General features: G+C 71.0%; 16 protein-coding genes. 6 read left to right on the forward strand and 10 right to left on the reverse strand.

Annotation, left to right across the window (positions count from 1 at the left end):
* Positions 1-98: 98 nt before the first annotated feature.
* Positions 99-656: a GNAT family N-acetyltransferase gene (locus ACLQ28_RS15655; RefSeq protein ID WP_425686998.1), complete on the reverse strand. Its 558-nt coding sequence runs from the start codon at positions 654-656 to the stop codon at positions 99-101.
* 51 nt (positions 657-707) lie between these two features.
* Here ACLQ28_RS15655 and ACLQ28_RS15660 point away from each other — a divergent pair, with 51 nt between their 5' ends.
* A complete protein-coding gene (locus ACLQ28_RS15660) occupies positions 708-1535 on the forward strand; it encodes a YhjD/YihY/BrkB family envelope integrity protein (RefSeq protein ID WP_425687198.1) in 828 nt (275 codons plus the stop codon).
* Between the two features lie 92 nt (positions 1536-1627).
* A complete protein-coding gene (locus ACLQ28_RS15665; RefSeq protein WP_425686999.1) occupies positions 1628-3223 on the forward strand; it encodes a phytoene desaturase family protein in 1596 nt (531 codons plus the stop codon).
* A gap of 177 nt (positions 3224-3400) precedes the next feature.
* On the opposite strand, the gene ACLQ28_RS15670 is transcribed toward ACLQ28_RS15665, so the two are convergent.
* Positions 3401-4981 (reverse strand): Rieske 2Fe-2S domain-containing protein, encoded by a 1581-nt coding sequence (locus ACLQ28_RS15670; protein WP_425687000.1) that lies wholly within the window; start codon positions 4979-4981, stop codon positions 3401-3403.
* Between the two features lie 197 nt (positions 4982-5178).
* Between ACLQ28_RS15670 and ACLQ28_RS15675 the strand changes: the two genes are divergently transcribed.
* Positions 5179-5400 (forward strand): DUF2631 domain-containing protein, encoded by a 222-nt coding sequence (locus ACLQ28_RS15675; protein WP_425687001.1) that lies wholly within the window; start codon positions 5179-5181, stop codon positions 5398-5400.
* Positions 5401-5488: 88 nt separating this feature from the next.
* Here the strand turns inward: ACLQ28_RS15675 and ACLQ28_RS15680 are convergent, their stop codons facing one another.
* The 8 genes from ACLQ28_RS15680 to ACLQ28_RS15715 all read right to left on the reverse strand — a co-directional run bounded on the left by ACLQ28_RS15680 (position 5489) and on the right by ACLQ28_RS15715 (position 15079).
* Positions 5489-6790: a DivIVA domain-containing protein gene (locus tag ACLQ28_RS15680; RefSeq protein ID WP_425687002.1), complete on the reverse strand. Its 1302-nt coding sequence runs from the start codon at positions 6788-6790 to the stop codon at positions 5489-5491.
* Positions 6791-6821: 31 nt separating this feature from the next.
* Complete coding sequence (gene rlmN / locus ACLQ28_RS15685) at positions 6822-7979, reverse strand: 23S rRNA (adenine(2503)-C(2))-methyltransferase RlmN (RefSeq protein ID WP_425687003.1); 1158 nt, start codon at positions 7977-7979, stop codon at positions 6822-6824.
* Between the two features lie 104 nt (positions 7980-8083).
* Positions 8084-9547, reverse strand: a complete 1464-nt coding sequence (locus tag ACLQ28_RS15690) for a phosphatidate cytidylyltransferase (RefSeq protein WP_425687004.1) — start codon at positions 9545-9547, stop codon at positions 8084-8086.
* Between the two features lie 440 nt (positions 9548-9987).
* Positions 9988-10545, reverse strand: coding sequence for a ribosome recycling factor (frr, locus tag ACLQ28_RS15695; RefSeq protein ID WP_425687005.1), 558 nt, complete (start codon positions 10543-10545; stop codon positions 9988-9990).
* An 82-nt stretch (positions 10546-10627) separates the two neighbouring features.
* Entirely contained in the window at positions 10628-11395 is a 768-nt protein-coding gene (gene pyrH, locus ACLQ28_RS15700; protein ID WP_151490294.1) for a UMP kinase, read from the reverse strand.
* Positions 11396-11556: 161 nt separating this feature from the next.
* A complete protein-coding gene (gene tsf, locus ACLQ28_RS15705) occupies positions 11557-12384 on the reverse strand; it encodes a translation elongation factor Ts (RefSeq protein WP_425687006.1) in 828 nt (275 codons plus the stop codon).
* Between the two features lie 135 nt (positions 12385-12519).
* Complete coding sequence (rpsB, locus tag ACLQ28_RS15710) at positions 12520-13422, reverse strand: 30S ribosomal protein S2 (protein WP_425687007.1); 903 nt, start codon at positions 13420-13422, stop codon at positions 12520-12522.
* Between the two features lie 583 nt (positions 13423-14005).
* A complete protein-coding gene (locus tag ACLQ28_RS15715) occupies positions 14006-15079 on the reverse strand; it encodes a hypothetical protein (protein WP_425687008.1) in 1074 nt (357 codons plus the stop codon).
* 179 nt (positions 15080-15258) lie between these two features.
* Between ACLQ28_RS15715 and ACLQ28_RS15720 the strand changes: the two genes are divergently transcribed.
* Genes ACLQ28_RS15720 through ACLQ28_RS15730 form a run of 3 tightly spaced genes read left to right on the forward strand, consistent with a single transcriptional unit; the run spans position 15259 to position 18393 of the window.
* Positions 15259-15618, forward strand: coding sequence for a YraN family protein (locus ACLQ28_RS15720; RefSeq protein WP_425687009.1), 360 nt, complete (start codon positions 15259-15261; stop codon positions 15616-15618).
* A gap of 31 nt (positions 15619-15649) precedes the next feature.
* Positions 15650-17170: a YifB family Mg chelatase-like AAA ATPase gene (locus tag ACLQ28_RS15725; RefSeq protein WP_425687010.1), complete on the forward strand. Its 1521-nt coding sequence runs from the start codon at positions 15650-15652 to the stop codon at positions 17168-17170.
* Positions 17080-18393: a DNA-processing protein DprA gene (locus tag ACLQ28_RS15730; protein ID WP_425687199.1), complete on the forward strand. Its 1314-nt coding sequence runs from the start codon at positions 17080-17082 to the stop codon at positions 18391-18393. Before ACLQ28_RS15725 ends, ACLQ28_RS15730 begins: the two co-directional genes overlap by 91 nt.
* Positions 18394-18622: the final 229 nt, after the last annotated feature.

Consider the following 18622-nt stretch of genomic DNA (forward strand, 5'->3'; position numbering starts at 1 on the left):
TCTGAGCCATATACCTCAGAGTCATAAATATGACCCTGAGGTATACGGCTCCTCGGGGCACAGGGCGTCTCGCGCGGAGCGGCCGAGTGCCTGGACGTTCAACCTGCGGGTGCCGGCGCCGCCAGGACGAAGGTCTCCAACTCCTCGCCGCCGTACCAGTCGGTGCGCAGGCCCACGTGGGCCATGCCGAGCCGCCGACAGACCGCCATCGACGGCTCGTTGCCCGGCGACACGAGCGCGTAGACCTCCGGTGTGCCGGTGGCGAACTCCCGCGCGAGGAGCGCACGGGCCGCCTCGGTGGCGTAGCCGTGACCCCACGAATCCGGGTGCAGGTGCCAGCCCGTCTCGATGTCCTCGGTGAGCTGCGTTTCCGGCGTTCCTGGCAGCGGCTTGAGCAACACCGTGCCCGCCACCAGGCCGGTCTCGCGTACCTCGATCGCCCAGGTGCCGTACCGGCCGCCGTCGGCGGCGTGCCGGTCCTGCCAGAAACGCAGCCGTTCGACGGCCTGGGCCGGGTCGGTCATCGGCAGGCCCGGAGACACGGCCAGCCAGCGGGTGATGTCGGGGCGGGAGTAGATGTCGTAGATCCGGGCCAGGTCGGCCGGATCGTCGGTCCAGTCGCGCAGGATCAGGCGTTCGGTGGTGAGAACAGTCATGACCGGCGATCTTAGGGAGTGACGGCTCCGACGATGGGGAAAGAGACCTCGGTGGGCAACGGATGGCAGCGGGCGAAGCGGCTCACCAGCGCCGCGTTCCGCCCGGTACGCGGCCGGGACCTGTCACTGCACGCCGCCGCGATCACCTTCTACGGCGCGATCGCGGTCGTGCCGGTCGCGCTGCTGGCGATCTGGCTCACCTCGCTGCTGGCCGGGGCCGACCGGGTACGCCGACTCACCTCGTACGCCGTGGAAGCTCTGCCCACCGCGATCGGCGCGCCCCGGGCGGTGGATGCGCTGGTCAACGCCGGGGTGGAGTTGACCCCGCTGCTGGCGCTGGCCTCACTGCTGCCCGCGTCGCTCTACGGCGAAGGGCTGCGCCGAGCGTTCGTCTCGGTTGCCGCGCCCCGCTCCGACGAACATCTGGTCGGCTGGCGAGGCCGACTACTGCTGCTGCCGCTGCTCGCGCCGGCCCCCGCGCTGCTGCTGTCGATCCTGCTGGCGCTGCCGCTCACCACCCGTCTCGTGCGCCAGGGCGGCTGGCTCGGCACCCTGGGTGTGGTGCTGTCGTTCCTGGCGGTCTGGCTGGTGCTCACGCCGGTGCTGGTGTGGGTGTTCCGGGTGGTCGGGCGGGCCTCGCCGGACTGGCTCTCCACGCTCGCCATCGGGTCGTTCACCGCGGCGAACCTGTCCGGCTTCCTGCACGGCTTCGTGCTCTTCGCCTCGCTTCCGCTGGACCTTGGCGTGCCGTTCGGTGGCTTCGACGAGATCGGCGCAGGCGTGGCCGTGCTCCTCTGGCTCTACGTGTTCCACGTGATCGTCCTGGCCGGCTACTCCGCCACCCTCGCCCTCTCCCGCTGGCGGGCCCAGGCGAGTTGATCAAGAGGTTTGCGTCAGCAGATGGCGTCCGGGTGACGCGAACCTCTTGATCACCGAGGGCCTGGCGGTGGGGCGGACTAGGCTGCGGCGGCATGAGCAGTGAGATTCCGACCCGCGCCGACGTCGTGATCGTCGGTGCCGGGCACAACGGTCTGGTCTCCGCAGTCCTCCTGGCCCGCGCCGGCCTGGACGTCCTGGTGCTGGAGGCCGCCGACGTGATCGGCGGCGCCACCCGCACCGAGAACCCGTTCCCGAAGGTGCCGGGCCTGCGTCACTCCACCGGCTCGTACCTGCTCGGGCTCATGCCACCGGAGCTACTCGCCACACTCGACGTGCAGATCCCGGTGCTGCGCCGCGACCCGCACTACTTCCTCCCCACGTCCGGCGGCCTCGGCTCGCCGTACCTGCTCAACGGCCGCGACACCGCCGCCACCCGGGCGCAGCTCGCCGAGTTCTTCTCCCCCGCCGACGTGGCCGCCGACGACGCCATGCAGGCCGAGTTGGCCGCGCTGCGCGAAGATCTCGCCCCGGCCTGGCTGGCGGAGCCGCTGAGCGTCCAGGAGACCGCCGAGCGGCACGTGCGCCCCGCGCTGCGGCAGGTCTTCGTCGACCTCGTCCGGGGCTCCGTCGCCGACTATCTGGCCCGGTTCGAGTTCCGCTCCGAGCTGCTGGTCAGCATGTACGCGGTCACCGACGGCCTGTCCGGGCTCAACGCCGGCCCGGACGACCCCGGCACGGGCCATAACTTTCTGGTGCACAACATGTGCCGGCTGCCCGGCTCAGGCGGCACCTGGATGATCGCCGAGGGCGGGATGGGCACGGTCTCGCGCACGTTCGCGGAGGCCGCCCGAGCCGCCGGGGCAACCATCCGCACCGGTACGCCGGTGAGTGCGGTGACCCTGGACGGCGGCGCGGCCAGCGGAGTGATGCTGGCCGATGGCCGACAGGTCGCCGCCCGGGTGGTGCTCGGCGCGTGCGACCCGTACCGGCTGATCGACCTGTTGCCCGACGGCGCGCTTCCGGCGCCACTCGGCGAACGGATGGCGGCGGTCCGCCGGCCCGGCACCACCCTCAAACTCAACCTGGCGCTCACCGGGCTGCCACAGTTCGCCTGCCTACCGGCCGGCACGCCCAGCCCGTTCGGCTCGACCATCCACCTGCTGCCCGGCTCCGCATCGCTTGTCGGCGGGGACACCACCTCGCCGATGACGGCGCTGCGCGCAATGTGGGCGGACGTGCAGGCCGGGCGGCTGCCGGCGGAGCCGACCATCGAGTGGTACCTGCACACCACAGTCGACCCGTCGCTCTCCGACGCCGCCGGGCACCACTCGTCGGCGCTCTTCGTCCAGTCGGTCCCCTACGAACTGGCGGGCACCACCTGGGACGCGGCACTGCCCGGCTACGTCGACCGGCTCATCGAGATCGTCGAGCGGTACGCCCCCGGCACCGGCGACCTGATCGCCGACGCGGTGCCGCTGCCCCCACCCGGCATCGAGGAACACTTCGGCATCACCGGCGGGCACATCCACCACGTCGACAACACGGTCTCGTTCACCGACCGGATGCCCTACGCCACCGGAATCGACGGCGTGTACGCCGGCAGCGCCGGCTGCCACCCGGCCGGCAGCGTGATCGGCGCAGCAGGCCACAACGCCGCCCGCAAGATCCTGACGGACCTAGCGCGCTAACCCCCACTCCCACTCCCACTCCCACTCCCACCCCCACCCCCACCCCCACCCCCACTCCCACTCCCGCGATCTTGCACTTTCGGTCGCAGCTTTGGGGCCTATGCCCTTTTTGTCACGACAGAAAGTGCAAGATCGCGCGGGGGTGGGGGTGGGGGTGGGGTGGGGGTGAGGGTGGGGTTAGCTCAGGGCTTCGCCTGCTGGGGCGGGGGTTTCTGCGTCTACGCGGTGGGCGCGCACCTTGTGGCCGACGCTCGTCAGGCAACGGCCGCTGGGCAGGTCGAAGCGCCAACCGTGCAACTGGCAGGTGAGCTGGTCACCCTCGACGATGCCGAAGCGGGTCAGGTCAGCCTTCAGGTGCGGGCAGCGCCGCTGCACCACCCAGTCGCCCAGGGTGATGTCCTCGGCGTCGGTGCTGCGCTCGTGCTCGTCGTACCAGCCCTCGGCGTACTGGAGCCGCTCCTCGGAGAGGCACTTGAAGAACGCGTAGACGAACTCGTTGTACTGGCCGATCCGGGCCGCCGAGAACCGGCAGGACAGGAAGAGCGAGTTGACCCAGTCCACCTCGTCGATGAAGAGCAGGTGCTCGATCAGCGCCCGCTCGGTACGGAACCGGTAGCGCACCTTCTCGTCGGCGTACGGCCGGACCTCCTTGCCGGGGAAGTCCACCACGATCGACTCGACACTCTCGCCGTCATACCCCACCAGATCGAAGCGGACCGGGCCACCCACACCCTTGGCCAGGTAGATCGACTCGTCGAGCAGTGGCTCGATCCGGCTCTTCATCTGGCCGAGCACGTCCACCTCGGGGTGCCGCCAGGACGCCTTCTCCGCCTCGATGACGGGACGCTTGCGCTCCCGCATCTCCTCCAGGTGAGCGACCTTGTTGGCAAAGAACTCGTCGACCGGCACCGGGTGCGTGGTGCTCGCGCCTTCGGTGGTGACCTCGGCGACGCTGCCCGGCAGCAGCACGATGCCGTTGGTGCCGCCGACCTTGGCGTACTCCGACAGGAAGACGGACTGGTCGGGGAAGATGTTGCCCTCGTCGCCGTGGATGTCGTTGAACTGCCACAGCGCGTCGTCGAGGAAGCACGGCGGGCCGGCGATCGGGAAGACGTGGTCGGCCTTCAGGTCGTCGATGTAGCGCCAGGTCCGGTCGAACTGCCGGTCGCGCTTCTGCTTGCCGAACGCGGTCTTCGCCGCCTGCGGCAGCTCGTAGACCATCGGGTACCAGATCGCGCCGGAGAACTGGAGCAGGTGCGCGTGCACGTGCCCCAGCTCGGCGAAAACGCTCAGGTCGGTCGGGCGGGCGTCGTTCTGATTGAGCAGGCGCACCCCGTCGTACTCCACCCAGAGCGAGGAGTCACCGATCGGCCCGTCGGTCGGGCTGGTCAACGCCTGAATCATGATCTTCAGGCCGCCGGGCAGCTCCACCACCTGCTCGTTGGGCGCCTTCAGGAACTTGGTGAAGCCCAGCGCCCGGAACTCGTCCTCCATCTCCGAGGTGGGGAACTCGGGGAGCAGGACGGTCGCGTCCTTGGAGACGAAGTCCCGCAGGTGCTTCGCGTCGAAGTGGTCCCGGTGCAGGTGGGAGACGTACAGGTAGTCGACCTGACCCAGGCTCCCCCAGTCGAGCAGGGAATTGTCCGGGAACGGGAACCACGAGGCGAAGTAGGCCGGATTGACCCACGGGTCGCACAGGATGCTGCCTGCGGCAGTGTCGATCCGCATGCTGGCGTGCCCGGTTCCGGTCACTCGCACCGCACAGTCCCCCTCAAACAGACAATCAGGTGTACGCCAAACGCTACCGGAGTGAGTCTGACCGCCACCCCTCGACGCCGGCAGTGTCGTTCGGCCCAGGTGGGGACAGCAGATCGTCGGGAAACCCCCACCGCACCGCGCCGCGCAGGAGGCGTGCCAGACTAACCAAAGATCCGATCGCGAGGGAAGGACCGACAGTGGCAGGAAGCGAGCCGGTAACGTCGCCAGACCAGCACAAGCCGGGGCAACGGAAGCTCGGGCGGATCGGCGCGGTGCTGTCCGCGCTGGCGCTGGTGGCGATGGTCTGCGGCAACCACGAGGGCAGGGTCGAGGACATCTGGCTGGTCAGCCTGGCCGCGCTGCTGCTGATCATCGTGATCGGCGACGTCGTGCTGCGGCGCAACGGTCTGCGTTCCTGACCCGACCTCCCGCCGGACGACTGGCAGACGTACGCCGAGGGCCCGCCCCCACCCGGGGGACGGGCCCTCGTCCGTATACGCGTCGAGGTCAGCGCCCGAACAGGATGTCCTGCACGTCCTTGAGCGCGGCGTCGACCTCAGCCTCGAAGTAGCCACCGGGCACCAGGCCGAACCGGAGCGTGTCCAGGTCCTTCGGGTCGACCGGCATCGGATTGCGGCGCTGCATGCCACCGAGCAGGGTGTCGAAGAACCGGTCCACCTGGTCGGGGTCGTACCCGCTGCCGAACCGGCGCGCCTGGAAGCTACGGCGGATCTGGTCGACCCGGTAGAGGTCACTGCCGGGCGGCCCCGCCATCGGAGGGCCACCCATCGGCGGACCACCCATCGGCGGGCCGGCGAGGGCGGGCGGACCGGCCATCGGCGGGCCACCGAGGCCCTGCTGCGGCATCGGGGGCGGACCGGCAGGGCCCCGGCGCATGTCGCGCAGGTCCCGCTCCGGCATCCGGATCTCGGCGGTCATGTCGGTGCGGCCGTGCCGCCCGGCCTCGAAGCCGTCGAAGCGCGGCTCCTCCGGCGGGTAGCCACCGGGCGAGCGCTGGTCATCGGGGCCGAACCCGCCGGGCATGCGCTGGTCGTCCGGGCCGAACCCGCCGGGCATGCGCTGGTCGTCCGGGCCGAACCCGCCGGGCGAACGCTGGCCGTCCGGGCCGAACCCACCGGGCATGCGCTGGTCGTCCGGGCCGAACCCACCGGGCATGCGCTGGTCGTCCGGGCCGAACCCACCGGGCATGCGCTGGTCGTCGGGGCCGTAACCAGTGGGACCGGCGGGCAGGCTGCGCGGCGGAAGACCGTGGCCGCCCATCGGGCCGGGACCCATCGGGCCGCCGGGGCCCATCGGGCCGGGACCGGCCGGGCCTCGCGGCGCGTCGTAACCGCCGCGGGGGGCGTCGTATCCACCGGCGAAGGCACCGGTCGGCTCGTCGTAGCGGCCGTAGCGGTCGGCGGGCGGGCCGGCCTGCGCAGGCATCGGCCGGGGCGGCATCGGCTGCGGAACCATGCCCCGGTCATCGCGCATCGGTGGCCCCATGCGGTCCGGTGGGCCCATCCGGTCACCCATCCGAGGGTCGCCGCCGCGCCCGGCGCTGGTGCGCTCCTCAAGCTCGGCCAGCTGCCGCTCGACCCGGTCCAGGTGAAGGTCGACCTGCCACTCGTCGTAGCCGTTGAAGCGAACCCGGAAGACGACGTCGTGGACCTCCTGCGAGGCCACCGGCGCGCCGACCTGTCGGCCGTCGAGCGTCGCCTCGACCCGGTCGAGGAAGGCATCCACCTCGTCGACCTTGTATCCCCGGCGGAGCGCCTTGCGCCGGAAACGCTGACCCTGACTCGCCACTATGTCTCCTGGTCTCGTTCGCCACGCCCGGTCACGCCGGTGCTTCTCCGGCGCGGTCGGTGAAGGTGTCGTTGTCCTCAGCGGCGGCGAGCTGACCACACGCGCCGTCGATCTCGCGACCTCGGGTGTCCCGAACGGTGGTGGACACCCCGGCCTCGCGCAACCGCCGAACGAACTCCCGCTCAACCGGCTTCGGGCTCGCGTCCCAGCGGCTGCCCGGCGTCGGATTGAGCGGGATGAGGTTCACGTGGGCCAGTTTGCCGGCCAGCAGCCGCCCGAGCAGGTCGGCTCGCCACGGCTGGTCGTTCACGTCCTTGATCATCGCGTACTCGATCGACACGCGACGGCCCGTCCGGGCGGCGTAGTCCCACGCTGCGTCCAGCACCTCAGCAACCTTCCAGCGCTGGTTTACCGGCACGAGTTCGTCGCGCAGATCATCATCGGGGGCGTGCAACGACAGCGCAAGGGTCACTGAGAGGTCTTCGCTGGCCAGTCGGCGGATGGCCGGAACCAGGCCGACCGTGGAAACGGTGATGTGCCGCTGCGACAGGCCGAGCCCCTCCGGAGCTGGGCTGACCAGGCGGCGGATGGCCGCGATGACCCGGGAGTAGTTGGCCAGCGGCTCACCCATGCCCATGAACACGACGTGTGACAACCGCGGCGGGGAGCCGGCGACCGCGCCGGAGGCCGCCACGCCGGCCAGATACACCGCCTGGTCGACGATCTCGGCGGTGGACAGGTTGCGGGTCAGCCCGGCCTGGCCGGTCGCGCAGAACGGGCAGGCCATGCCACAGCCCGCCTGGCTGGAGATGCAGACGGTCACCCGGTCCGGATAGCCCATCAGCACGCTCTCCACAAGCGCACCGTCGTGCAGCCGCCACAGCGCCTTGCGGGTCGCGCCGTCGTCACACGCCAGCTCACGCACTGCGGTGAGCAGGTTGGGCAGCAGCTGATCGGCCAGCCGTTCCCGGGTTGCCGCGGGCAGGTCGGTCATGGCCTGCGGGTCGCGTACGAGCCGCCCGAAATAGTGGTTGGAGACCTGCTTGGCGCGGAACGCCGGCTCCCCCAACTCGGTGACCAGCGCCTGGCGGCCGGCCAGGTCCAGGTCGGCAAGGTGCTTCGGCGGCATGGACGCACGGCGCGCGGCGGGGGCGTCCGAGAGGGCGGGAATCAACGGCAGGCTCGTCATGGCTGGTCCAGTGTGTCACGCCCTCGGCGGCAACTGCCGATCCGGAGGTGCCGAACGGGCCCTGACCGTTGAAGCCGGATGACCGGGACGCCGTGATTCATGCCTCAGTTCACCACCGGCACGAAGATCGCCAGCAGCAGGTAGGCGGTCGGCACCGCGAACAGGATGGAGTCCAGTCGGTCCATCAGACCGCCGTGGCCGGGCAGCAGGTTGCTCATGTCCTTCACGCCAAGATCCCGCTTGATCATCGACTCGGCCAGGTCGCCGAGGACCGCCGCGCAGGAGACAGCCACCCCGAACAGGGCACCCCACCACGGGGCCACGTCGAGCATCAGCCACAGCAGCAGTGCGCTACCCAGGGCCGCGGCGGTGACCGAGCCGGCGAAACCCTCCCAGGACTTCTTCGGGCTGATCGACGGCGCCATCGGGTGGCGACCGAAGGAGACGCCGGCCGCGTACCCGCCGGTGTCGGAGAGGACCACCGCGATCAGCGTGGCCAGGACGCGCCGTGGGCCGTCGTCGGGTGCCGCCGCCAGCAGGGCCGCGAAACCGCCGAGGAACGGCACGTAGACGGTGATCAGGGTGGCCGCGGTGAGATCCCGCTGGAAGCCGGCCGGACCGTCGCCCAGCCTCCAGATCATGGTGCCCAGCACGGTGACCAGCAGCCCCAGGCTGAGCGCGTCCGGGCCGGCGAACCAGGCCAGACCCACTGTCAGCACACCACCAGCGAGCAGCGGCACGAGTGGCGGATGGGCGCCGCTGCGCCGGACCGCCCGGGCCATCTCCCAAATGCCGATGCCGATGGCGGCGGCGATCACCGGCAGGAACGCCAACGGGAAGAAGGTCAGCGGCACCACGATCAGCGCGCCGAGGCCGAGCCCAACCCCGATCGCCGCCGGAAGATTGCGGCCGGCCCGCCCGTTGCCCACCTGCTGGGTAGCCGGTCGGTCGGCGCTGGCCCGGCGTCGGCCCTTCGGCCGTCGACCGGTCGGCGCGGGAGCCTCGTCCGGTGCCACCTCGGCCCGTACGGGCGCGAGTTGCTCGGTCGGATACCCCGGGTCGTCGAAGTGGGCAGGAGTGCCCTGCTCCGGGTGCTCCGGGCCGTCGAAGCTCCTCGGCCCGTCAAAGTGCTCCCGGTCCGGGCCGTCGAAGCTCCTCGGCCCGTCAAAGTGCCCCCGGTCCGGGCCGTCGAAGCTCCTCGGCCCGTCGTCAGCAGCGGGCAGGCGGTCGAGGTAACGGCCCCCGCGACCCCGGTCGTCGTACCGGTCGGGCTGGTTCCGGTCGTCCTCGTACCGGTCGCGGTCGTCGAAACGATCGCGCCGGTCGCGGTCGTCGAAACGGTCCCGGTCGTCCGGGCGGACCGCGCGACCACGATCGTCGTACGGGTCCGTCGGTTGCGGGTCGGCATGCGGCCGGGTGTGCGGGTCGGCGTACAGCTCAGGGCCGGCGGCTGGGCGGCGGCTCCACTGGCCGGCGTCCAGGTCCTGGTCGGGCCAGGGCAACGCCACTGGGTGCTCCGGACGGTCCCAGTTGCGGGGCTCACTGCCGTAGGGGTCGGGGTGGGACATCACGCACCGCGACGCGGCACGAGAACCACCACATGACGCAAGACCACAAGCATCCCCTACACGCGCGATGTTCCTCCGATTGACCGCCCCGACGGTCGGTCGATTCCCGGTGTTCACCGCCCGGTGGCCGGGAATCCTGCAGAGCCTACTGCACCGGCTGCACCGCCATTGCGGACGAGGCCTGGCGACGGACGTCGCCCCGGCCACTCAGATGCTGAGCCGGCCGCACCAGACAAGGTCCGCTCAGCGCGGGATGGCCTTTTCCCGGATCACTGGGCCGCTGCACCCGGGCGCTTTTCGCTGCGCGACCCGTACAGCGGCGAGCAGTTTGGCAGAGAGCACCAGGACCGTCCGGATCCCCTGCTGGCGTACGGCACGAGGCCCGCCCCCCGCGTGGGGGTCGGGCCTCGGAGCACCTCACCCGCTCAGCGGGCAGACGATCACACCTCGAGCAGTTCGGTTTCCTTGTGCTTGACCAGGTCGTCGATGTTGGCCACGTAGCGCTGGGTCAGGTCGTCGAGTTCCTTCTCGGCGCGGCGACCGTCGTCCTCGCCGGCCTCGCCGTCCTTGACGATCCGGTCCAGCTCCTCCTTGCCACGGCGGCGGACGTTGCGGATCGCCACCTTGGCCTCCTCGCCCTTGTTCTTGGCCACCTTGATCATGTCGCGGCGGCGCTCCTCGGTCATCTGCGGGAGCAGGATGCGCAACTGGTTGCCCTCGTTGTTCGGGTTCACCCCGAGGTCCGAGTCGCGGATCGCCTTCTCCATCGCATTGATCTGCGAGTTGTCGTACGGCTTGATGATGGCCATCCGCGGCTCGGGCACCGCGATGGACGCCATCTGGGTCAGCGGCGTGGGCGTGCCGTAGTAGTCGATGATGACCTTGGAGAACATGGCGGCGTTGGCGCGACCGGTACGGATGGCGCCGAACTCTTCCTTGGCGTGCTCAACCGCACGGTCCATCTTTTCCTCGGCCTCGAGGAGGGTGTCGTCGATCACCGGTCTCCTCGCCTCCTTCTGTGCTCGTCGTGGGCTCTGCTGAAAGTCGTCAGACCGCCGCTGCCGTCGCCGTCGGCGAGACTCAGGCGGTGATCAGGGTGCCGATCTTGTCGCCACCGACCGCGCGGATGATGGTGTCGTCACCCTGCGCACCGAAGACCAGCATCGGCAGGCCGTTCTCCATGCAGAGGCTGAACGCCGCAGCGTCCGCCACCCGCAGGTTGCGGCGGAGCACCTCGGAGAAGGTGATCGAGTCGAGCTTGCTGGCGGTGGGGTCGATCCGGGGGTCGGCGGTGTAGACGCCGTCCACGCCGTTCTTGCTCATCAGCACCACGTCGGCCCGGATCTCCAGAGCCCGCTGAGCGGCCACCGTGTCGGTGGAGAAATACGGCATCCCCGCGCCTGCGCCGAAGATGACCACACGGCCCTTCTCCAGGTGCCGGATCGCCCGCAGCGGAATGTACGGCTCGGCGACCTGGGCCATGGTGATGGCGCTCTGCACCCGGGTCTCGATGCCTTCCTTCTCCAGGAAGTCCTGCAGCGCGAGGCAGTTCATCACGGTGCCGAGCATGCCCATGTAGTCGGCACGGGCCCGGTCCATCCCGCGCTTCTGCAGCTCCGCGCCGCGGAAGAAGTTGCCGCCCCCGACCACCACGGAGACCTGCACGCCGCGGCGGACCACGGTGGCGATCTGCCGGGCGATGGCCTGGACGACGTCCGGGTCGACACCGATCGCGCCGCCGCCGAACACCTCACCGGAGAGCTTCAGCACCACCCGGCGGGCACGCCCCGGCGGCGGTGCCGTCGGATCGTCCACCGCCAGCGTTCGGTCACTCACAACCTGCGTCATCCGCCCCGCCCTTCCCCACGCGCACGCCCCGTGCGGCGCGTACCGCGAACCTGCCGCTGCCGACCCTATGTGACGAGGAGGCCGCGGTGCCTGTCACGTACACCGGCGGCCTCCTCGTTGACGTCTCCTGCCCACGGGCGCTCGCGGCGCCCGGTGGCGGCTCAGGCCTGGCCGACCTCGAACCGCACGAAGCGGGTGACCTCGATGCCAGCCTCAGCCAGCGCCTGCTTCACGGACTTCTTGTTGTCGGAGACGGACGCCTGCTCGATCAGGACGTAGTCCTTGAAGAAGGAGTTCACCCGCCCCTCGATGATCTTCGGCAGGGCCGCCTCGGGCTTGTTCTCCTCGCGGGCGGTCTGCTCGGCGATGCGCCGCTCGGACTCGACGACCTCAGCCGGAACCTCGTCCCGGGTGAGGTACTTCGGCCGCATCGCGGCGATCTGCATAGCCACACCACGGGCGTCGGCGTCGCCCGCCTCGTCGGTCTTGCCGGTGTACGACACCAGCACACCAACGGCCGGCGGCAGGTCCTGAGCCTTGCGGTGCAGGTAGACGGCAGTGGTGCCCTCAACCCGGGCGAACCGGTTGAGCACCAGCTTCTCGCCGATCTTGGCGGACTGCTCCTGGATCAGGTCCGCGACGACCTTGCCGTCGAGCTCGGTGGCGAGCAGCTCCTCGGCGGAGTTCACGCCGGCGCGCTCGCCGTGCTCGACCAGCTGCTGGCCCAGCGCGATGAACGACTCGGTCTTGGCGACGAAGTCGGTCTCGCAGTTGAGCTCGAGCAGTGCCTTGCCGGAGTGGGCGACCAGGCCGTTGGCGGCCGTACGGCCGGCCCGCTTGCCGACGTCCTTGGCGCCCTTGACGCGCAGGATCTCGATGGCCTTGTCGAAGTCGCCCTCGGCCTCGGTCAGCGCCTTCTTGCTGTCCATCATGCCGGCGCCGGTGAGGTCGCGGAGCTTCTTGACGTCCGCGGCGGTGATTTGGGACATGGCTCTCTCTTCGATGTTGAGACGGCGTGTGGATGGTCAGAGGTGCCGGTTACCCGGATCCGGGCGGATTGTGCCCGGCGTACCGTCGCTGCCCCCCGGTTTCCGAAAACGGACGGTGGGGCAGCGACGGTGCGATCACTCCGCGGTAGCGGCCGCCGGCTGCTCGGTGGCGGCCTGCGCCGGCTGCTCGGTGGCGGCGGCGGCGGGCTGCTCGGCGGCGGCGGGCTGCTCGGCCGGGGCGGCCGACTCGTCAGCCTTCTTCGGCTCGAGCAGCTCGCGCTCCCACTCGGTCAGCGGCTCGTCGCTCGCGACACCCTCGGGCTTCTCGTCGTTGCCCCGGCGACGGCCGGAACGCGCGATCAGACCATCCGCCACGGCAGCGGCGACGACCTTGGTCAGCAGCTCGGCCGAACGGATCGCGTCGTCGTTGCCCGGGATCGGGAAGTCGACCTCGTCCGGGTCACAGTTGGTGTCCAGGACCGCGATCACCGGGATGCCCAGCTTGCGGGCCTCGTCGACGGCGATGTGCTCCTTCTTGGTGTCGACGATCCAGACCGCGGCCGGAAGCTTCTGCATGTCCCGCAGACCACCGAGGGTGCGGGTCAGCTTGATCTTCTCGCGGGAGAGCTGCAGGGTCTCCTTCTTGGTGTAACCGGCGGCGGTGCCGCTGAGGTCGCCCAGGCCCTCCAGCTCCTTCATCCGCTGGAGCCGCTTGTACACCGTCTGGAAGTTGGTCAGCATGCCACCGAGCCAGCGGTGGTTGACGTACGGCTGGCCGACCCGGGTCGCCTGCTCGGCGATAGCCTCCTGGGCCTGCTTCTTGGTGCCGACGAACAGGATGCTGCCACCCTCGGCGACGGTCCCACGCACGAACTCGTACGCCTTCTCGATGTATTCGAGGGTCTGGCGCAGGTCGATGATGTAGATGCCGTTGCGCTCGGTCATGATGAAGCGCTTCATCTTCGGGTTCCAGCGCCGGGTCTGGTGCCCGAAGTGGACACCGCTCTCCAGCAGCTGACGCATGGTCACGACGGCCATGATTGGGGTACTCCTCAAGATCCCTGGTTGTCACGCCCGGCCGGTGGCCGGGCGTCCTGGCGCTTGGTCGCCGACCCATGGTGGACCCGATCAAGATCGGGACCAGGGAGGCCGTCGCTCCACGACGATTTCGTGAAGAGGGCGCGCGAGGTCGACCGCACGAGGCGGTCGCCAGTTGGCCAGTGTACGCCCCTCACCCGTTCAGCCGCCCCGGGGTACGCGCGAGGTGCCGCTGCCCCCGCTCCCCCGCTCCCCCCGCGTGATCGCGCCGGGATTACCGGGCCACGGGTGCCGCCGGTCAGCGGCCAGAGCGCCCGATACCGGACAGAGCACCCACGCGTGCCGTCCGCTTCATCGCCAGACCACCCGTCGCGGGGCTGATCGACTCAACATCGCCGATGTTGGGGTATCCGGGCGGCGCGTTACCGCCACAACGCCGATACGGAGTTGATCAACCCTGCGACGGGCCGTCGGCAGGTCAGTTGGCGGCGAGCGCAGGCCAGCCGGCTGCGAGCGCGGGTCAGTTGGCGGCGAGCGCGGGTCAGTTGGCGGCGAGCGCGGGTCAGTTGGCGGCGAGCGCGGGTCAGTTGGCGGCGAGCGCGGCGGCCACGAAGAGCACCAGGCCGACGGTCAGATAGGCCGTCGGCGGGCGCAGCCAGCCCCGCCCACCGTCGGAGAGCGCCAAACCGCCGGTTCGTAGCCCGTACAGCCCGGTCGCGAAGATCGGCAGACCAGCGACCAGGGCGATGCCCACCACCACGTTCCCGGCGTCCACCGGGTCACCGGTCGTGCCCGCCAGCAGCACTCGCAACGCGGGAATCTCGAAGATCAACACCAGCAGGGCGAAGAGTACGGCCAACACGGGCCGGCGGGTCCGGTAGACGCCGTCGGCGGCTGGCGGGTACACCGTCGGCGCTGCTGCGGGCAGGTCCGGACGGGGGCCGATCTCCGGCATCGGGCCGGTCGGCATCTCCAGCGGGTGCGCCGCCTGACCGCTGCCCCGGGTCGGCTCGATGATCGGATACCCACCGAGCGGCGCCGGGCGGGTCTGGTCGGCGAGCACACCAGCCGACGGGTCGGCCGCCAGCGAGGCGTCACGGGTGGCCTCCGACGCGCCGGTGCTCAACGGGGAACCCGTCCCGGTTGTCTCCCGGGCGGCCCGGCGTCCGGGCAGCTCACCGGAGATCTCCGAGGGGTCCCGGTCCGTCTGCCGTGAACGCGTCGCCCGGTAACCGTCGGCCTCCGGCCGTGCGTCACTCAAGGGGTCCACCGCGCCGAACCGTCCGGAGTCGGCCTCGCTCGCACCGAACCGGCCGGGCTGGGCATCCAGGGCGCCGAAGCGACCGGAATCCGGTTCGGGCGAGTTGAAGCGACCAAGGTCCACCGCGCTCAGGCGCCCCGAGTCGGATTCGGGCGTACCGCCGAAGCGACCCGCATCGACCGCGCCGAAGCGGCCGGAGTCCGGCTCCCGGCGTCGGCCAACGCCGGTGTCGTCAGCGGAGCGGCCCTCGTCGGTGCCGCGCTGCTCGGGGATCTCGCCCTCCCGGTACCGCGGGTCGCCCGCGCCACGCCACTCCGACTCGCCGTAACCGCGACCCTGCTCGTCGGGGTACCAGCGCGACTCCTGATCTTCCGGAAAGCTCCGTCGTCCGTCCACGGCAGGCACCGTATGCGACCGACTGCGCCCGCGCCATTTCAGCCCGGCCGTCCGCCAACACCGGCGCCATTAACACAGCACGGGCATGATCGTCCGGTTGTCCACAGCACACCCGTTGTCCACAGACCGGCCATCACCGGGGTCGCGGAGTTGGTACGGCGGCAGGCACCGTGCCGGCCATGACAAAGCGGAACCAGGCGGTCGGCGCGTACGGCGAGCGGTGCGCCGCCCGGCACCTGACCGAGGCAGGGCTGCGCCCGATCGCCCGAAACTGGCGCTGCTCGACCGGGGAGATCGACATCATCGCGTGGGACGGCCCGGTGCTCGCCTTCTGTGAGGTGAAGACCCGGCGGAGTGACGACTTCGGCACCCCGGCCGAGGCGGTCGTGCCGGCGAAGGCCCGCCGGCTGCGGGGGCTCGCCGCGCGTTGGCTGAGCGAGACCGGCACGACCGCTGACGAGGTGCGTTTCGATGTGCTGTCGGTGCGGCTGCCCGACGCCGGTCCGGCCCAGGTGGACCACCTCAAGGGTGCGTTCTGAGATGCGCACCCCGAAGGATCGGTGACGCGCCATGAGCTACGCGAAAGTGCTCTGCGTGGGGCTGGTCGGGGTCACCGGCCATCTGGTCGAGGTGGAGGCCGACCTCGCCGCAGGCCTACCGGCGGTGGTGATCTCCGGCCTGCCGGACACCGCCCTGCACGAGGCCCGTGACCGCGTCCGCGCGGCCGTGGTCAACTCCGGCCAGCGCTGGCCCAACCGGCGGATCACCCTCAACCTGCTGCCCGCGACGCTGCCGAAGTTCGGCTCGGCCTTCGATCTGGCCATCGCCGCAGCGCTACTGGGCGGCTCGGGTGAGCTGCCGCTGCTTCCCCTGGACGGGGTGGTGGTCCTCGGCGAGCTGGGGCTCGACGGGACGGTCCGGCCGGTGCGCGGTGTGCTCCCGATGGTCGCCGCGGCAGCCCAGGCCGGCGTCAGCCGGGTGATCGTCCCGGTCGGCAACGCCGCCGAGGCCGCGGTCATCCCCGGGGTACGAGTGCGAGCGGTGGACACCCTGCACCGGCTGGTCGCCTTCGTTCGCGACGGCACCCCGCTGATCGAGCCGCCGACGGCCACCCCGGCACCGGCCGCCGACGGGCCGGATCTCGCCGAGGTCGCCGGGCAGCAGATGGGCCGGCGCGCGTTGGAGGTGGCCGCCGCCGGCGGGCACCACGTGGCACTACTGGGTCCTCCGGGCGCAGGCAAGACGATGCTCGCCGAACGGCTGCCGTCGATCCTGCCCGAGCTGGATGACGACTCGGCACTGGAAGTCACCGCGCTGCACTCGGTCGCCGGGCTGCTGCCGCCGGGCGGTCGACTGCTGCGCCGCCCACCGTTTCAGGCACCGCACCACACCGCGACCGTGCCGTCGCTGGTCGGTGGCGGCTCGGGGTTGGCCCGACCCGGCGCGGTGTCGTTGGCGCACCGCGGTGTGCTCTTCCTGGACGAAGCCCCCGAGTTCAGCAAGGGGGCATTGGAGGCGCTGCGCCAGCCGCTGGAGCAGGGCCGCATCCAGCTGAGTCGCAGCGGGGGCGGCACCGTCTACCCGGCCCGTACCCAATTGGTGCTGGCCGCCAACCCTTGCCCGTGCGCCAAGCCGTCCGGGGATGCGCACTGCGAGTGCACCCCGCTGGCCCGCCGCCGCTACCTGGGCCGGCTCAGCGGGCCGCTGCTCGACCGCATCGACGTACAGGTGCGGTTGATGCCGGTGCGGGCGGCGGAGCTGATGGCACCCGGCGGCGAGGCCGAGCCCTCGGCGACGGTCGCCGCCCGGGTGGCGGCGGCCCGGCAGGCGGCTGCCACCCGCTGGGCCGGACTCGGCCGGCGGCTCAACGCCGAGGTGGAAGGCCCGCACCTGCGCCGACCGCCGTGGCGGCTGCCCGCCCGGGTCACCGCCGAGCTTCGTGGCCGGCTCGACTCCGGCTCGCTGTCGGCACGTGGCTTCGACCGGGTGATCCGGATGGCCTGGACCATCGCCGACCTGGACGGCCGGGACCGGCCGGACCTCGACGACGTTCGGGAAGCGCTTCAACTACGGACAGGGGAGGCGACGTGAGCGCCGACGAGGAACGCAGGCTGGCCCGGGTCGCACTGACCTGGTTGGCCGAGCCGGGCACCCGCGCGGTGCACCGACTGGTCGAACGGCTCGGCCCGGTGGCGACCCTGGACCTGCTGCTCGACGGCGGCAGCCCGGACGGCTGGTTGCACACCACGGTGGCCGCCCGGTCGGCGGCCGGCGACGCACGGGCGGTGGCGGCCGAGGCGTTGGACCGAGCGGAGCGGCTGGGTGCCCGGCTGGTCACACCGGACGACGAGGAGTGGCCGGCGCGGGTGGCCGGCCTGGCCACACTGCACCTGCCGGACGTCACCCGCCGGGTGGACGGTGAGACCGCCCCTCCGCTCTGCTTCTGGGTACGCGGGAGCTGGCCGCTGGGCGAGGCCCTGGAGCGCTCGGTGGCCGTGGTCGGAGCGCGGGCGGCCACCAGCTACGGCCAGCACGTCGCGACCGAGCTGGGGTACGGGCTGGCTGAACGGGACTGGACGGTCGTCTCCGGTGGCGCGTTCGGCATAGATGCTGCAGCCCACCGGGGTGCCCTCAACGCGGGCGGCCTGACCGTCTCTGTGCTCGCCTGTGGGCTGGACAGGCCGTACCCGATGGGCAACGCCGCGCTCTTCGACCGGATCGCTGACACCGGGCTGCTGGTCAGTGAGTGGCCGCCCGGCGCCGAACCGTTGCGGCCCCGGTTCCTGATCCGCAACCGGGTGATCGCCGGAGGCACCCTGGGCACCGTCGTGGTGGAGGCGTCAGCCCGCAGTGGTGCGACGCAGACCGCTCGGCGGGCCATCTACACCAATCGGGTGGCGATGGTGGTGCCCGGGCCGGTGACCTCGGCGATGTCCGTCGGCGCGCACGAGTTGCTCCGCGAGTTCCCCGCCAAGGCGCGGCTGGTCACCGGGGTGGCGCACGTGCTTGAGGAGGTTGGCCGGATCGGCGCGGACCTGGCCCCGCTGGCGCGTGGCCCGCAGCGGCCCGCCGATGGGCTCGACGACGACGCGCGGTCGCTGCTGGAGGCGCTGCCCCGCCGAGGGGCGATGGGCGTGGACCGGCTCGCTTCCCGAGCTGGTGTCGACGTGCGGACGGCGTTGCGCAAGCTGTCCCTGCTGGAGGAGTTGTCCATGGTGGTCCGTCGCGACGACGGCTATGCCCTCGCCCCGCCCGCCAAACCGAAGCGCGAGAAACCGGCTACAGCGGCGACGGAAACGGACGCGTCGGATTAAGGGCCGCAGACGGACGCGTCGCGGCAGGCCGGTTTGGTGATCGTCCGGAGCCGATCACCCGCGGTAGCTGTTCGGGCTCCCAGCCAGCCCGATACTGCCGGTACTGTGCGCGGTCATGATTGCTATCAAGCCGTGGCACATCGCCGTCCTGTTTTGCCTCGTCGCATCCATCGCACTCGTTGGCGGTCTGATCGCGCTCCTGGCCAAGAAGACCAACCGCCGCTAGTCG

The organism is Micromonospora sp. DT201, assembly GCF_049841575.1.
In the GTDB taxonomy this organism is placed as follows: domain Bacteria; phylum Actinomycetota; class Actinomycetes; order Mycobacteriales; family Micromonosporaceae; genus Micromonospora.

Coding starts and splice junctions, on each gene's coding strand:
- ACLQ28_RS15725 (WP_425687010.1), top strand. CDS start 15,650: ATGAGCTACGCGAAAGTGCTCTGCGTGGGGCTGGTCGGGGTCACCGGC.
- ACLQ28_RS15690 (WP_425687004.1), bottom strand. CDS start 9,547: ATGTCCCACCCCGACCCCTACGGCAGTGAGCCCCGCAACTGGGACCGT.
- rlmN (WP_425687003.1), bottom strand. CDS start 7,979: ATGACGAGCCTGCCGTTGATTCCCGCCCTCTCGGACGCCCCCGCCGCG.
- ACLQ28_RS15665 (WP_425686999.1), top strand. CDS start 1,628: ATGAGCAGTGAGATTCCGACCCGCGCCGACGTCGTGATCGTCGGTGCC.
- pyrH (WP_151490294.1), bottom strand. CDS start 11,395: ATGACGCAGGTTGTGAGTGACCGAACGCTGGCGGTGGACGATCCGACG.
- rpsB (WP_425687007.1), bottom strand. CDS start 13,422: ATGGCCGTCGTGACCATGCGTCAGCTGCTGGAGAGCGGTGTCCACTTC.
- ACLQ28_RS15655 (WP_425686998.1), bottom strand. CDS start 656: ATGACTGTTCTCACCACCGAACGCCTGATCCTGCGCGACTGGACCGAC.
- ACLQ28_RS15720 (WP_425687009.1), top strand. CDS start 15,259: ATGACAAAGCGGAACCAGGCGGTCGGCGCGTACGGCGAGCGGTGCGCC.
- tsf (WP_425687006.1), bottom strand. CDS start 12,384: ATGTCCCAAATCACCGCCGCGGACGTCAAGAAGCTCCGCGACCTCACC.